Here is a 13,236-nt window from a genome sequence, read left to right on the forward strand (position 1 = left end):
GCCTCGCAAGGCAGTCCACCCGGTACAGGAAACCGGATGGCGGGGTTGGGAAAGCACACTGAGGCTCATGGCAAGACATAGCAAAATGCCGCGGGTTTGCGCTCACCCGAATGGGTGAGACGACGAGATAAATTCATGTTGAGCAAAAGTCAGGATCGAAATGCGGCCTGGCAGTTTCAGACGGCTTCGCGCAGCTGTTCGGCGGTCTGCAAATCGACAGACACCAGTTGCGACACGCCCTGTTCGGCCATGGTGACGCCGAAGAGGCGGTTCATGCGCGCCATGGTGATGGGATTGTGGGTGATGATGACGAAGCGTGTCTCGGTGGAGGCCACCATCTCATCCATCAGGTTGCAGTAACGCTCGACATTGTGGTCGTCGAGCGGCGCGTCCACTTCGTCCAGCACGCAGATGGGCGCGGGATTGGTAAGGAAGACCGCGAAGATCAGCGCCATGGCCGTCAGCGCCTGTTCGCCGCCGGAAAGCAGCGTCATGGTCTGCGGTTTCTTGCCCGGCGGGCGGGCGAGGATTTCCAGGCCCGCTTCCAGCGGATCGTCGGATTCGATCAGCTGCAATTCCGCCGTGCCGCCGCCGAAGAGATGGGTGAACAGCCGCTGGAACTGCGAATTGACCACATCGAACGCGGCGATCAGCCTCTCACGGCCCTCGCGGTTGAGGTTCTGGATGCCGGCGCGCAGCTTGCGCACGGCGTCGATGATGTCGTCGCGCTCCTTGATCAGCGCGTCGAGCTTGGCGGAAAGCTCGGCCTGCTCTTCCTCGGCGCGCAGATTGACCGCGCCCAGCCTTTCGCGTTCGATCTTCAGCCGGTCGAGATCGCGCTCGACATCGCGAATATCGGGCTTCGGCTGGTCGGGACCGAGGCCGGTCAGGCGCAACGCCATATGCGGCTCGGTGTTCAGCGTTTCGCGGATGCGGTGTTCGGTTTCCTGCCGCTTTTCGCGGGCGGAAACCAGACGTTCTTCGGCGCGGCCGCGTTTTTCGCGGGCTTCGGCCAGTTCCGACAGCGCCGTTGCCGCCACCCGGTCGGCGGCGCGCTGCAGGTTTTCCGCCTCGGCCAGCCGGTCGGCGGCCTCACGGCGGGCATCTTCGGTCTTCTGCAATTCGTTGAGAAGATTGCGGCGCTTCTCGTCGAATTCCTCCGGCGCTATGTCCAGCTCGACGATCTCCTCGCGCGCCTCTTCCTCGCGTTCGCGCAGCGTGGCGATGTGATCGGCCGCACTTGCTGCGCGCGATTGCCAGGTGGAGCGCTCCTGCCCTATCGCCTGAATTCTGCGCTGGCGGCTTTCCGCCTCGCGGCTCACGCCTTCATGGCGGGCGCGGGCTTCCGCCAGAAGGCCGCGGTCGGTCGCGACTTCAAGCTGGCTTTCGCGCAGCCGCAGATCCAGCACGGAAAGATCGGGCGCGTCTTCCATTTCGATGCGGGCGTTTTCTTCCTGAACGGCGATCTCATCGATCTGCGCGCCGATCTGGTTCAGTGCTTCGGACACGATATCGCGACGACGCAGCAGATCGCCAGAGGCCCGTTCGGCCGCAGTCAGCGCCTCGCGCGCCTCGGCAAGATGGCGGGTCGCAAGACGGCTTCTGTCGCGCACTTCCGAGAGCCGCAATTCGCTGCTGCGGATATCTTCGGTTTTCGCGGCAAGCTGGTCTTCGGCCTCGTCCAGAATGGAGCGGGCCTCATCCAGTTCTGTCTCGATTTCAGCGAGGCGGTTCTTCTGCGACAGGCGAAGCGCTGCGGCACCCGGCGCATCGGCACTGGCAATGTGACCGTCCCAGCGCAGCAGCGCGCCTTCGCGCGTCACCAGCCGCTGGCCAGCCTTTAAATGCGGCAGCAGGAGCAGGGCCTCCGCCGTGTCGGCGACGACGCCGATCTGCGCTAAAGCGCGGCGTAGGGCTTCCGGCGCCTGCACATAATCCAGAAGCGGCTTCGCGCCCTGAGGCAAGGCGGGATCACCCGCGCCATCGCCATTTCCGGCCCAATAGGCGGGTGCTGCGGGATCGAGCGGGCTTTCGAGATCGTCGCCGAGGGCGGCACCCAATGCCGCCTCGAAACCGCGCTCCACCGTCATTTCTTCCGCCACCGGCGTAAAGCTGCCATTGGCGGCGGCACTGGAGGCAAGGATTTTGGTAATGGTGCGCGCTTCCGTGTCCAGCGCGTTCAGCCGGTTCCGCGCCGTTTCCAGCGGCGCGCGCGCCAGCGCTTCGGCGGAACGCGCCTCCGCGACGGCGGCTTCGGCTTCCTCCACCACGATCAGGGCATCCTCGACCGCGATCTCCGCCGCCTCGACCGCTTCTCGCCGTTCGGAAGGATCGGGAAGACCGGAGAGCTTTTCGTCGATGGCATCGATCTCGGCGGATGCCTCCTGCGATTGCCGTTCCAGCCTCAGCTTGCGGTCCGAAAGATCACGGATCGCCCGCTCCAGTTGCTGGCGCGCGGCGGCGGCTTCGGCCCGTTCGGCGGTAATCGCGGTGAAGATGGCTTCGCTTTCCGCCAGTTTGACAGCGGCGGCTTCAAAGGCTTCGCGCATCTCTTCCGCATGGCGGCCGGAATCGGAGAGGATTTCCAGGAGTTCGGCCTCTTCCTCATCGAGCCGCGCGAGTATCTGGGCATTATCGGAGACCAGCCGTTCCTCGCGGATAATATCCTCGCCAAGCTGCGACAGGCGGCGGGCCAACTCATCGCGGCGGCGCAGCAAGCGGTTGGCCTCGTCATCCAGCTGGGTGCGGGCGATCTGCAGGCGTTGCAGGGCGGCGGCGACTTTCGCCTCGTCCTCGCGCAGCTCCGGCAGCTTCAGGCTGGCAATGCCTTGCTGCTTGGCCGCCTCCATCTGGGCCTGCGCTTTTTCGGCGACGATGTTGGTGGCCTGATTGAGCGCGCTTTCCGCCTCGCCTTCGGCTTCCTTCGCCTCGACCCAGCGGATGTGCAAAAGGGTCGCTTCACGGGCGCGGATGTCGGCTGACAGCATCTTGAAACGGTTGGCCTGGCGGGCCTGGCGTTTCAGGCTTTCGATCTGGCTTTCCAGCTGGGCGGTCACATCTTCCAACCGCTCCAGATTGGTTTCGGCGGCGCGCAGGCGAAGCTCGGCTTCGTGGCGGCGGGAATGCAGGCCGGAAATGCCGGCCGCCTCTTCCAGCAGCTGACGGCGGGCCTGCGGCTTGGCGTTGATGAGTTCGCCGATGCGCCCCTGCCCAACCATGGAGGGAGAGCGCGCGCCGGTGGAGGCATCCGCGAACAGAAGCTGCACATCCTTGGCGCGGGCTTCCTTGCCGTTGATGCGGTAGACGGAGCCGTTTTCGCGCTCGATGCGGCGTGTGACCTGAATTTCGTCGGCATCGTTGAAGGCTGCGGGCGCAGTGCGGTCGGAATTGTCGAGGTAAAGGCCGACTTCGGCAGTGTTGCGGGCCGGGCGATTGCCTGAGCCGGAGAAGATGACGTCATCCATACCGGAAGCGCGCATGTTCTTGTAAGAATTCTCGCCCATCACCCAGCGCAGCGCTTCGACCAGATTGGACTTGCCACAACCGTTCGGACCGACAACGCCGGTAAGCCCCGGCTCGATGATGAATTCGGAAGGCTCAACGAAAGACTTGAAACCGACGAGGCGGAGCTTGTTGAACTTCATGCCGTCACGCCCCGGCAAGAATATGGGCAATAAAAAACGGGCGTGCGGAAATATCCGCCGCCCGTTTCTTTCAGGGTCCGGCGATCAGAGCAGCTTGTCGATGACAGCCGACATGGTTTCAACCGACATGTCTCCTGCGTATTTCTTGCCGTTGATGATGAAAGTCGGCGTGGAGTTGATGCCGAATTCCGTCGCACCGCGTTGCATCGTTGCGTTCACATCATCCAGAAGTTTCTGGTTCGTCAAGCAGGCCTCGAAAGACTCCTGTGAGAAACCGGCCATTTTCGACATTTGCAGCAGGGCGGCGCGCGCATCCTGTGCGACAGCCCAGCTCTGCTGCTGCTTGAACAGCATGGAAACGAAGGGGAAATACTGACCTTCCGGTGCGCAGCGCGCCAGCATGAAGGCGGCAGCGGCGCGCGGATCGAACGGGAATTCGCGCAGCACGAAATAGACCTTGCCGGTATCGATGTACTTCTTCTTGATCTCTTCGAAGGTCTTGTTGTGGAAGTTGGCGCAGTGCGGGCAGGTCATCGACATGTATTCGACGATCTTGACGGGTGCGTTGGCATCGCCGAGCGCTGCTTCCGGCAACGGGCCGGGCTTCATCACCGCAGCCATATCCACATCGCCGGTGGATTCAGGCAGTTCCTGCGCCTCGGCAATACCGGGCGTAAAGGCGAACGGCAGGGCCGTGGCAACGGCAGCAAGAGCAACGCCGCCGAGGAGGCTGCGTCTGGTAATATTCAATTCGGAAATCGGCATGGAAACACCCGTGTTGATTTGAAACTGCCTGATGCGCAATTCGCTAACCCGATACCACCAGCACCGGCAGCGCGACAAGCGGGCTATGGAACTTCCTTGTCAAAGAATCGTGACTTCGAGAAGGCGAAAACGCAAAAACAACGAAGAGAAACAAGCCCTGAATACAGAGGGTGCGGGCAATGGTCGCAGCGAGCGCCCCTTATGAGCTCAATGCGATAGACCAAACTGGATTTCGATATTGTGATAAGACGAGCCGTGCCCGTTCCAGCCGTGATAAATTTCACGACTCTCACCCGAGAAATGGTGGCGAGACATTTCTATCTCCGCAACCAGCGGGGCATATCCTTTGGTGAATAACGATCTCAGTGATCCTTGATGCACCCTGCTTGCAACGATGATTGGTTCGAGATGATGAAGCTCGATTGTCTCATCCCACTGCACGGGTTTTCTTATTGGGCGGCATATCTCCCAGTCAAACAGGGTTTTGCTATCTCTTGGCAGGTTGTGGGAAATGAAAATCCAAGGCCCATCGGCTTCCAGGCGGTGCTCGGCCAGCTGTCTGTCTATGATTGCCGAATATTCGGCAGCAGCCTGCCTGACATCGGGTATCCGCAGACGTTGACCAAAACGCACAACCCACATTTCTGGTGTTTCCTTGATTTCCATCGGCATACTCCTTTGAGCCATGGAGTAATTCGGAAATCGTCGGCCAACAAATTGAAATCGAGAATGAAATTCTATTTACCGCGTAATCAGAAGCCGCCTCTGAAATTTCTTCCTATTTCAAAGTTCGTTGCGGTGGCTTCTTCTGCAATACCGCCGTGCCCAGCCTCTCCACCGCCTTGCGCAGCGCCTCGCTCTCGATGCCGTCCATCATGTCATCGAGACGTTTTGCCACATCGCCGCGCAGGGGCTGCGGTTTGCGCCGGCGGTTGACGGTTTGGGACACCGGTTTCTGCACGATCCTGATCTGGCGCACCGCCGGAAAGCCGAAGAAGCCGTTGATGCGGGCAATGAGTTCGCCCTGCGCGTGGGTGAGAAATAGCGCGCGTGCGCCTTCGCAGGCGATCGTCAGCACGCCGGGCTGATAACCGCCGCGATCCGGCCCCTCGTCGCGGCGCGGCCAGGTGATTTTTTCCGGGCGGGTGCAATCGGCAAAGTCGTCACCGGCGATCTCGTCCCAGGAACCGAGCAGCGCGGTGTTGATGCCGGCGCGTTTCGAGAGCACGGGGTCCATGATGCCATTGGCGACTTCGGCGATCTGGACGACGCCCTTCTTTTTGCCGGCGCCGCTCTGGGGATAACGCATGTTTCACTCGCGATTTTGGAGAGGGCGATCCACATTTTCTTGATCGCCCGCTACGGATGTCCCAACTATAGGCCAAATCGAACAGAAACGGCAAACCATGCTTCAAAAAACCGCCCCGTCGTCTTATGCGCAGACGCTGCTAGCATGGTACGACCGGCACCATCGCGAACTGCCATGGCGCACGTCTCCCGCCATGGCGGCACGGGGAAAACGCGCCGATCCCTACCACGTCTGGCTCTCCGAGGTCATGCTGCAGCAGACGACGGTGCAGGCGGTCAAGCCCTATTTCCTGAAGTTTCTCGCGGCATGGCCAAGCGTCAGCGATCTGGCGGCGGCGCCGGTCGAGGATGTCATGGCGGCCTGGGCGGGGCTCGGTTATTACGCCCGCGCCCGCAACCTTAAAAAATGCGCCGAAGCCGTGGCGCGCGAGCATGGCGGCACCTTTCCGGACAGTGAAGAGGGCCTGAAGCAACTGCCCGGCATCGGCGATTATACCGCCGCCGCCGTGGCGGCCATCGCATTCAACCGGCAGGCGGCAGTGATGGACGGCAATGTGGAGCGCGTCATCTCCCGCGTCTTTTCGATAGACGCTCCCCTGCCCGGCTCAAAGCCCGCCATGAAAGCGAAGGTGGCCGAACTTACCCCTTCCGACCGGCCCGGCGATTTCGCCCAGGCGATGATGGATCTCGGCGCAACGATCTGCACGCCGAAACGGCCGGCCTGCGCGCTCTGTCCGTTCAACGGCCACTGTCTTGCGCTTGCCCATGACGAGCCGGAGCGTTTTCCGGTCAAGGCCGCGAAGAAGGCAAAGCCGGTGCGGCTCGGGGCTGCCTTCGTGGCGGTGAATGCGAGCGGTGAAATCCTGCTCCGTCGGCGCATCGAAAGCGGGCTTCTCGGCGGCATGACCGAGGTGCCGACAACGGCATGGACCGCACGCATGGACGGCGGCACGGAGGCGAGCCATGCGCCCTTTGCCGCCGGCTGGCAGGCGGCGGGCGTCATCGTGCATGTCTTCACCCATTTCGAACTGCGGCTCACCGTCTATCGCGCGCAGGTGTCGGACGGCCTTAAAACCGGCCCGGATGACGGATGGTGGGAGCCGGTTACAAATCTTGACGCGCAGGCGCTGCCAACGGTGATGAAAAAAGTCATCGCGCAGGCTATTCCATCCGCATTCGATGAAAGCAGGAAATTTCGATGACCAAGATTGAGCATATCGTATTCGACATCGGCAAGGTGCTGATCCACTACGATCCGCATATTCCCTATAGCCGCCTCATCCCCGATGCCGACGAGCGCAAATGGTTCTTCGAGAATGTCTGCACCCATGACTGGAACCTCGAGCAGGATCGCGGCCGCCGCTGGGAGGATGCCGAAGCGCTGCTGGTGGAGCAGTTTCCGGAGCGGGAAGAGCACATCCGCTCCTTCCGCAAGTTCTGGCACGAGATGGTCTCGCATTCCTATGACGACAGCGTGGCCATCATGGTCGCCCTGATCGACAGCGGCTACGACGTGACAATGCTGACCAACTTCGCCTCCGACACCTTCCGCGAGGCGCAGAAAATGTTCCCCTTCCTCACTTTGCCGCGCGGCGTCACCGTTTCCGGCGATGTGAAGCTGTTGAAGCCTGACGTGGCGATCTATGATCTGCACGCGAAGGAATTCGACCTCAATCCGGCCAACAGCCTCTTCATCGACGATACGCTCGTGAATGTGGAAGGCGCGAAAGCGGCGGGCTGGCAGGCGGTGCATTTTACCGGTGCTGAGAAGCTAAAGCAGGATCTGCGGGACTTCGGGGTGGAAGTCCGATAAATTCCCGGATCGGGAAAAGAAATTGGCGCAGGCGGAAATGGCGGTCTCCGGCCTGCGCCAGTCCTGCCGCAAGCGGCATCGGACGCAATGTTTTTGTGATTTTTCCGAACCGGATTTTCACAACCACTGCTCTGATTGAGACAGTATTGCCGATCTCTTGCGCGAAACTTGTCTTGCTAAAATAGTATACTCGAAAACACCAACGCCCGACACCGAAGTGCCGGGCGTTGGTCGTTCTCCATCCGGGACTGAAGGTACTTAACCGGACGGAGACATAGGCTGACAAGGGCGGGCGGTGGATCGTTGCGTCCAAGCCTTTTGGGCTTTGACTATTCGGCCTTTGCCAGTTCACTGCGGATGATCGCTCTCAGATCGTCGATCGGCTTCAGCGTGTCGCCGTCTTCGAAATGCCAGAACGTCCATCCGTTGCATGCGTCGAGACCCTGCACCTTCGCGCCGAGGCGGTGAATGGAGCCGGCGGTCCCGCCGGATGCAATCGTACCATCGGCACGAATAATGGCGCTATAACGGCGTCTTGCATCCGTCAGCACCTGGCCCGGGCGGACGAGGCCGCTTTCCACCAGTGTGTTGAAGGCAACACGCGGCTCGGCCTTCTTGCCGGTCATCACGGTCAGTTCCGCCTTGCCGAGCGGCTCGACGGCGGCGATGCGGGCCGATGCCGCATCGATGTAATCCTGTTCGCGCTCGATGCCGACGAAGTGGCGGCCGAGACGTTTTGCAACGGCACCCGTGGTGCCGGAGCCGAAGAACGGGTCGAGCACGATATCGCCCGGCTTGGTGGAGGCCATGATGATGCGCGCCAGCAGCGCTTCCGGCTTCTGGGTCGGATGCACCTTCTTGCCGTCGTCACCCTTCAGCCGCTCGTTGCCGCTGCAGATCGGGAACAGCCAGTCGGAGCGCATCTGCACATCGTCGTTGGAGGCCTTCAGCGCATCGTAGTTGAAGGTGTAGTTCTTGGCTTTCGGATCGCGGCTGGCCCAGATCATCGTCTCATGCGCGTTCTGGAACCGGCGGCCCTTGAAGTTCGGCATGGGGTTGGTCTTGCGCCAGACGATGTCGTTCAGGATCCAGAAATCGAGGTTCTGGAGCATCGAGCCGACGCGGAAGATATTGTGGTAGGAGCCGATGACCCAGATGGTGCCGTTCGGTTTCAGCACACGGCGGCAGGCGAGTAGCCAGGCGCGGGTGAAGGCGTCATAGGCCTCGAAGGAGGCGAACTGGTCCCACTCGTCATCGACGGCATCGACCAGCGACTGATCGGGACGGTGCAGGGTGCCGCCAAGCTGAAGGTTATAGGGTGGATCGGCGAAAATCGCATCCACCGACTGGCTCGGGAGGGCATCCAAGGCAGCGACACAATCACCTTTGATGATGCTGTCTTTCCAGGCGTCGCTCTCGCCCGCACGATCAAAACCGGCACGCCGAAAATCGGCCAGCGGAAAAACTGCTGCCATTGGTACTCGCTCCATACGCTTACTCTCTACTGATGCTTATGGTTACCGAAGATGGTTATCAAAGCCTGAACAAGTCACGGAAAATGCGAAATAAATGGCTGTCGCGGCCTGCAGGCGCGATTTGCGGCGGCCGGCGGGGGAACCCGAAGTCGGGCGAAAACGTTGTGCACAACGGGTTCTCCTGTCCTCGCATATCGTCGCGACAGGAAGAGCCATGATGGCAGGGGTAATCCGCAATGGGGTCCGTGATGAAAATGGCTTCTTTTTCCATGAATGTCGTCTGCGCCGCACTTTTCGCAACGGCGCTGCCAGCGCCATCGCAGGCGCAGCAACCGGCCCCGCAATATAACGTCGTCACCGATGCGGTCCTGTTCGATGGCGGCCCGTCGCTCGGCAATAGCGACAGGGTGCGGTGGGATTTCTACAAGGCGGACCGTTCCGGCGGGCGTACGGACGACAATGCCGGCGGCTCCTATGACGCCACCTTCGAGGCGAAACTGCCGGCGGACAAATATGTCGGGGTGGCGGCGCTGGGCAATGTGACCCGCGAAGTGTCGTTCGAGGTGAAGGACGGAAGCATCGCGAGGCCGAAGGTGAATTTCGACGCTGCGGAATTGACCGTCGTGCCGAAACGCAGCGCCGGCGGTGATGTGGAAACGCAGGCAAAGACAGAAATCACCAAGGACGATTTCAAGGACAGCGTCTACGGTCAGAATACCGTCTTCGTGCCGGCCGGAGACGTCGTCCTCACCGGCAGCATCGGCCCGGCGCGGGCTGAGGAGACGCTTGCCATCAAGGCGGGCGAGAAGATCAGCCACGAGCTGGTCATTCCAAGCGGCGTGATAATCGCCAAGGCCGTTTATGCGGAAGGCGGCCGGGCGGTGGAAACGGACGATATCCGCTTCGAAGCGATGTCTGCCAAGGAAACGCTGGACGGCACGCGTGAGACCATCAACGGCATTTACGGCACCGGCAAGATCATGGAAATGCCCGCTGGTGACTTCGTCATGCGCGCGCGTCTGGGCAAGGTGACGGTGGAACAACCATTTACCGTGACTGCCGGAAAACGAACCGAAATCACCCTCGATCTCGATGCGGGCGTTCTCGCCATCAAGGCGCCCGGTGCAGAACGGATCGATATCGTTGAAACCACCAGGGATCTTCAGGGCACGCAGAAGGAGATTTCCGGCCGTTACGGCACGCAGCATCAGGAAACCCTGCATCCCGGCGAATATTCGGTGAAGGTGAGCTACGACAAGAAATCCGGCCGCGAGCCGAAGGAGATCAAGGCGACGGTCAAGGCCGCCGAGAGAACCGAGACGGATGTGCCGGAGTAGGCCTCGGCCTCCGGCCGGCCAGAGGCTCCGGACGTTCGCCGATTTTCACGCCTGCGAAACCTGATGCCGCGATACGGTCGCACAGTCTTATCCACTGACAGCCTCGACAAGCAGGCCTGATCTCGCCTGCGGCGAAAGCCAGACGCATCTTCGCAAGAAAGTCGGGCGTCGCCTGCAACCGCTTGCCGGCAGTCAGTGCCTCGCCCAAAAGCGCCGACACCGAAAGGCGGGCTGTCTCATCCCGCTGCACCACGCCTTCGTTGAAACAGTGGGCATGGCTTTCACACAACAGACCCTCGCAAATATCGTCCGGGCCATCCACCAGCTCGATGTCCTCCTCGCCGGCGTTCAGGCGGGCGGCGACACGGTCGTAATTTTCGACGAAGCCGGATGTATATCCCTTGCCCACATAGGTGAGCATACACAGAAGATGGTGGGGCCGCAGGCGGACGGTCACGCGCCCGCCCTATCCGACGATGGCGAAGGCGTCGCGCACCGAGCCGGACGAGGTGCGGATGGCCTTCCGGCCAATCCATTGCACATGCCCGTCAAGAATACGCACCGCCTCTTCGGCGCGGCCGCCGCGCAGCGCATCGATGATCGCGCGGTGATCCGTATCGGTGCGGCTCTCCCAGCCGGCGCGCCAGGCGGAAAACAGGAAGCGGGCGCTCGCCGCATGAAGACCGTCGATCGCCTCCATCAGGCGCGGCATGTTGCAGGGCGCGGTGATGAGACGATGGAAGCGGCGGTTGGCCTCCTCCCAATGCTGCACATCGACGGCGCTGTCGCCCTCGAGCGTTGCCGCCTCCGCCTGGTCGAGAATGGCGGGCGTCATGTTGGGAATGGCGTGGCGCAGCGCCAGAACCTCAAGGGCGGCGCGCATTTCCGCCACCTCGCGCACATCGTCAAGGCCGAAATCCGCCACCCGGACACCCCGGCGCGGAATGCTGGCGGCAAGCCCCTGCGCTTCCAGCCGGCGGAATGCCTCGCGCACCGGCACATGCGACGCGCCGAATTCGGCGGCGATGTGGTCCTGCCGCAACCTTTCGCCCGGCGACAACTCGCCGCGAACGATGCGGTCGGCGAGCGTGCGGCTGATGCGCGCGGCGATGGTGTCTTCGGGCGTGTTTTTCACTGTCTTGGGCATAACATCCCATAACGCATATGGCGCGACCGTGTGTAGCGGTTTTTGCGCGAAAGAGGAACGCCAAACCAAATATTCGAGGCGGCACAGTCGCTTACACAGGCCGACCGAGCTATGAGCCTGATGGGACCGACCTTTGCGGGTGAGCCGGTTGAGCTTGGCGCGGACATGGTCTAAAAGCCCGGCATCATTTTCTTCCAGCCAAATCCGATACAGGGAGCGCCCATGAGCGGCTTCGACCTCATTATTTTCGACTGTGACGGCGTTCTGGTCGATTCCGAAATCATCGCGGCGCAGGTGGAATCCCGCCTCTTGACCGAAGCCGGATATCCGATCTCCGTCGAGGAAATGGGCGAACGTTTCGCCGGCATGACCTGGAAGAACATTCTTCTGCAGGTGGAAAGCGAAGCCAGCATTCCGCTCTCCGCCTCGCTGCTCGACAAGTCGGAAAAGCTGCTGGACATGCGGCTGGAACGCGACGTGAAGATCATCGAGGGCGTGAAATTCGCCCTGTCGCGCCTGACCACGCCGCGCTGCATCTGCTCGAACTCATCGAGCCACCGCCTCGACATGATGCTGACGAAGGTGGGCCTGAAGCCCTATTTCGCGCCGCATATCTATTCCGCCAAGGACCTTGGAGCCGACCGCGTGAAGCCGAAGCCCGACATCTTCCTGCATGGCGCGGCGCAATTCGGCGTTTCCCCCGACCGCGTGGTCGTGGTCGAGGATTCCGTGCACGGTATACATGGCGCAAGAGCCGCCGGCATGCGCGTCATCGGCTTCACCGGCGCATCCCACACCTATCCAAGCCACGCCGACCGGCTGACGGATGCGGGCGCGGAAACCGTGATTTCGCGCATGCAGGACCTGCCGGCCGTGATTGCGGCAATGGCGGAGTGGGAAGGCGCTTTTTAATCTGTGGCTTTGTCACAAACGCCACTTCGTCATGCTCGGGCCTGTCCCGAGCATCTGCAACGGTTTGATTTTACGATACGTGTTAGGATCCTCGGACAAGCCCGAGGATGACGTCGCGTGTGAGGAATGTTTTGTCCGCGATCTGACCGGAGCCCGCAAAAGCAGCCTCCGGTTTTTTAACATCTAGCCCGTCAAATCACCGGCGCTTGGTCTTGGCCTTTGCGCCCTGCTCGGCGAAGCCGATGAAGACGCTGACAGACTTCGGTGCGCCGCCCGGTCCGTTGGGGATGGCGACGTGGTCATTGTTGAAGATGAACTGCGTGCCCGCCCCGCCTGCCGGAACATCGATGGCGAAGGCGGTGGTTTCGCCGTAGATCTCGCCGTCGCCGTCCTTCACCGTCACGCGGATCGGCACGGTCACGCGGCCGGGCTTGGCCATCGGGCCGGGAACGAGGCGGCCCTGGGCCAGCACGTTCACGGTAAGCGTCGATTCATTGGCGGTGCACGAACGCGTCGTATCGGACAGCGAGACCTGATAGGCGAGTTTCTGCGGATCGTCCTTGGCGCCACCGGCATAGACGCGATGAACGGCGTTGGCATCGAGAACCGTCACGGCCGGGCAATTGGCCTGAACCACGGCAGCCGTCGGTGCGGCCTGCGCCGCCGGCGGGTTGACGGCAAGCGAGTCCGACGGGTTGGAGGAATTGCATCCTGCAACAACGACGAGAAGCGACATCGCGGCGGACAAACGCAAGAAATTCCCTGACACTCTTCTAAATCCTCTCCCTTGTCCCGGAACAGAACCGGAGACGCTGTTTATTGACCTTTCACCCAG

General features: G+C 61.5%; 12 protein-coding genes. 4 read left to right on the forward strand and 8 right to left on the reverse strand.

Features of this window, described 5'->3' with window-relative positions:
• Nucleotides 1-176: 176 nt before the first annotated feature.
• From PIB16_RS16000 to PIB16_RS16015, 4 genes are all read right to left on the reverse strand, one after another.
• Nucleotides 177-3,644: a chromosome segregation SMC family protein gene (locus tag PIB16_RS16000; RefSeq protein WP_271045906.1), complete on the reverse strand. Its 3,468-nt coding sequence runs from the start codon at nucleotides 3,642-3,644 to the stop codon at nucleotides 177-179.
• Between the two features lie 84 nt (nucleotides 3,645-3,728).
• Nucleotides 3,729-4,409: a DsbA family protein gene (locus tag PIB16_RS16005; protein WP_065654295.1), complete on the reverse strand. Its 681-nt coding sequence runs from the start codon at nucleotides 4,407-4,409 to the stop codon at nucleotides 3,729-3,731.
• A 207-nt stretch (nucleotides 4,410-4,616) separates the two neighbouring features.
• Nucleotides 4,617-5,075, reverse strand: coding sequence for a hypothetical protein (locus PIB16_RS16010; protein WP_271045907.1), 459 nt, complete (start codon nucleotides 5,073-5,075; stop codon nucleotides 4,617-4,619).
• Nucleotides 5,076-5,187: 112 nt separating this feature from the next.
• Nucleotides 5,188-5,718 (reverse strand): DUF721 domain-containing protein, encoded by a 531-nt coding sequence (locus tag PIB16_RS16015; protein ID WP_271045908.1) that lies wholly within the window; start codon nucleotides 5,716-5,718, stop codon nucleotides 5,188-5,190.
• A 97-nt stretch (nucleotides 5,719-5,815) separates the two neighbouring features.
• Here PIB16_RS16015 and mutY point away from each other — a divergent pair, with 97 nt between their 5' ends.
• A complete protein-coding gene (gene mutY / locus PIB16_RS16020; protein WP_174038882.1) occupies nucleotides 5,816-6,919 on the forward strand; it encodes an A/G-specific adenine glycosylase in 1,104 nt (367 codons plus the stop codon).
• The gene (locus PIB16_RS16025) at nucleotides 6,916-7,530 is read left to right on the forward strand and encodes an HAD family hydrolase (RefSeq protein ID WP_078051142.1); all 615 of its coding nucleotides are present in this window, start codon (nucleotides 6,916-6,918) and stop codon (nucleotides 7,528-7,530) included. The genes mutY and PIB16_RS16025 overlap by 4 nt, the downstream gene beginning before the upstream one ends.
• 329 nt (nucleotides 7,531-7,859) lie before the next feature.
• On the opposite strand, the gene PIB16_RS16030 is transcribed toward PIB16_RS16025, so the two are convergent.
• Nucleotides 7,860-9,005, reverse strand: a complete 1,146-nt coding sequence (locus tag PIB16_RS16030; RefSeq protein WP_003520492.1) for a site-specific DNA-methyltransferase — start codon at nucleotides 9,003-9,005, stop codon at nucleotides 7,860-7,862.
• A gap of 236 nt (nucleotides 9,006-9,241) precedes the next feature.
• On the opposite strand from PIB16_RS16030, the gene PIB16_RS16035 reads away from it, so the two are divergent.
• Nucleotides 9,242-10,342 (forward strand): hypothetical protein, encoded by a 1,101-nt coding sequence (locus tag PIB16_RS16035; RefSeq protein WP_271045909.1) that lies wholly within the window; start codon nucleotides 9,242-9,244, stop codon nucleotides 10,340-10,342.
• Here the strand turns inward: PIB16_RS16035 and PIB16_RS16040 are convergent.
• Entirely contained in the window at nucleotides 10,302-10,763 is a 462-nt protein-coding gene (locus tag PIB16_RS16040) for a DUF1284 domain-containing protein (RefSeq protein WP_078051146.1), read from the reverse strand. The genes PIB16_RS16035 and PIB16_RS16040 overlap by 41 nt on opposite strands.
• Before the next feature lie 45 nt (nucleotides 10,764-10,808).
• Nucleotides 10,809-11,489, reverse strand: coding sequence for a GntR family transcriptional regulator (locus tag PIB16_RS16045; RefSeq protein WP_142843951.1), 681 nt, complete (start codon nucleotides 11,487-11,489; stop codon nucleotides 10,809-10,811).
• A gap of 222 nt (nucleotides 11,490-11,711) precedes the next feature.
• On the opposite strand from PIB16_RS16045, the gene PIB16_RS16050 reads away from it, so the two are divergent.
• Nucleotides 11,712-12,401: an HAD family hydrolase gene (locus PIB16_RS16050; protein ID WP_003520496.1), complete on the forward strand. Its 690-nt coding sequence runs from the start codon at nucleotides 11,712-11,714 to the stop codon at nucleotides 12,399-12,401.
• Nucleotides 12,402-12,597: 196 nt separating this feature from the next.
• Here the strand turns inward: PIB16_RS16050 and PIB16_RS16055 are convergent, their stop codons facing one another.
• Nucleotides 12,598-13,137 (reverse strand): PilZ domain-containing protein, encoded by a 540-nt coding sequence (locus PIB16_RS16055; RefSeq protein WP_162936788.1) that lies wholly within the window; start codon nucleotides 13,135-13,137, stop codon nucleotides 12,598-12,600.
• Between the last annotated feature and the right edge of the window lie 99 nt (nucleotides 13,138-13,236).

Source organism: Agrobacterium sp. ST15.13.015 (assembly GCF_027871645.1).
In the GTDB taxonomy this organism is placed as follows: domain Bacteria; phylum Pseudomonadota; class Alphaproteobacteria; order Rhizobiales; family Rhizobiaceae; genus Agrobacterium; species Agrobacterium leguminum.

What these genes read in the sequence shown, in the direction of transcription:
- PIB16_RS16000 (WP_271045906.1), bottom strand. Translation starts at nt 3,644, where the DNA reads ATGAAGTTCAACAAGCTCCGCCTCGTCGGTTTCAAGTCTTTCGTTGAG.
- PIB16_RS16005 (WP_065654295.1), bottom strand. Translation starts at nt 4,409, where the DNA reads ATGCCGATTTCCGAATTGAATATTACCAGACGCAGCCTCCTCGGCGGC.
- PIB16_RS16010 (WP_271045907.1), bottom strand. Translation starts at nt 5,075, where the DNA reads ATGGAAATCAAGGAAACACCAGAAATGTGGGTTGTGCGTTTTGGTCAA.
- PIB16_RS16015 (WP_271045908.1), bottom strand. Translation starts at nt 5,718, where the DNA reads ATGCGTTATCCCCAGAGCGGCGCCGGCAAAAAGAAGGGCGTCGTCCAG.
- mutY (WP_174038882.1), top strand. Translation starts at nt 5,816, where the DNA reads ATGCTTCAAAAAACCGCCCCGTCGTCTTATGCGCAGACGCTGCTAGCA.
- PIB16_RS16025 (WP_078051142.1), top strand. Translation starts at nt 6,916, where the DNA reads ATGACCAAGATTGAGCATATCGTATTCGACATCGGCAAGGTGCTGATC.
- PIB16_RS16030 (WP_003520492.1), bottom strand. Translation starts at nt 9,005, where the DNA reads ATGGCAGCAGTTTTTCCGCTGGCCGATTTTCGGCGTGCCGGTTTTGAT.
- PIB16_RS16035 (WP_271045909.1), top strand. Translation starts at nt 9,242, where the DNA reads ATGGGGTCCGTGATGAAAATGGCTTCTTTTTCCATGAATGTCGTCTGC.
- PIB16_RS16040 (WP_078051146.1), bottom strand. Translation starts at nt 10,763, where the DNA reads ATGCTCACCTATGTGGGCAAGGGATATACATCCGGCTTCGTCGAAAAT.
- PIB16_RS16045 (WP_142843951.1), bottom strand. Translation starts at nt 11,489, where the DNA reads ATGCCCAAGACAGTGAAAAACACGCCCGAAGACACCATCGCCGCGCGC.
- PIB16_RS16050 (WP_003520496.1), top strand. Translation starts at nt 11,712, where the DNA reads ATGAGCGGCTTCGACCTCATTATTTTCGACTGTGACGGCGTTCTGGTC.
- PIB16_RS16055 (WP_162936788.1), bottom strand. Translation starts at nt 13,137, where the DNA reads ATGTCGCTTCTCGTCGTTGTTGCAGGATGCAATTCCTCCAACCCGTCG.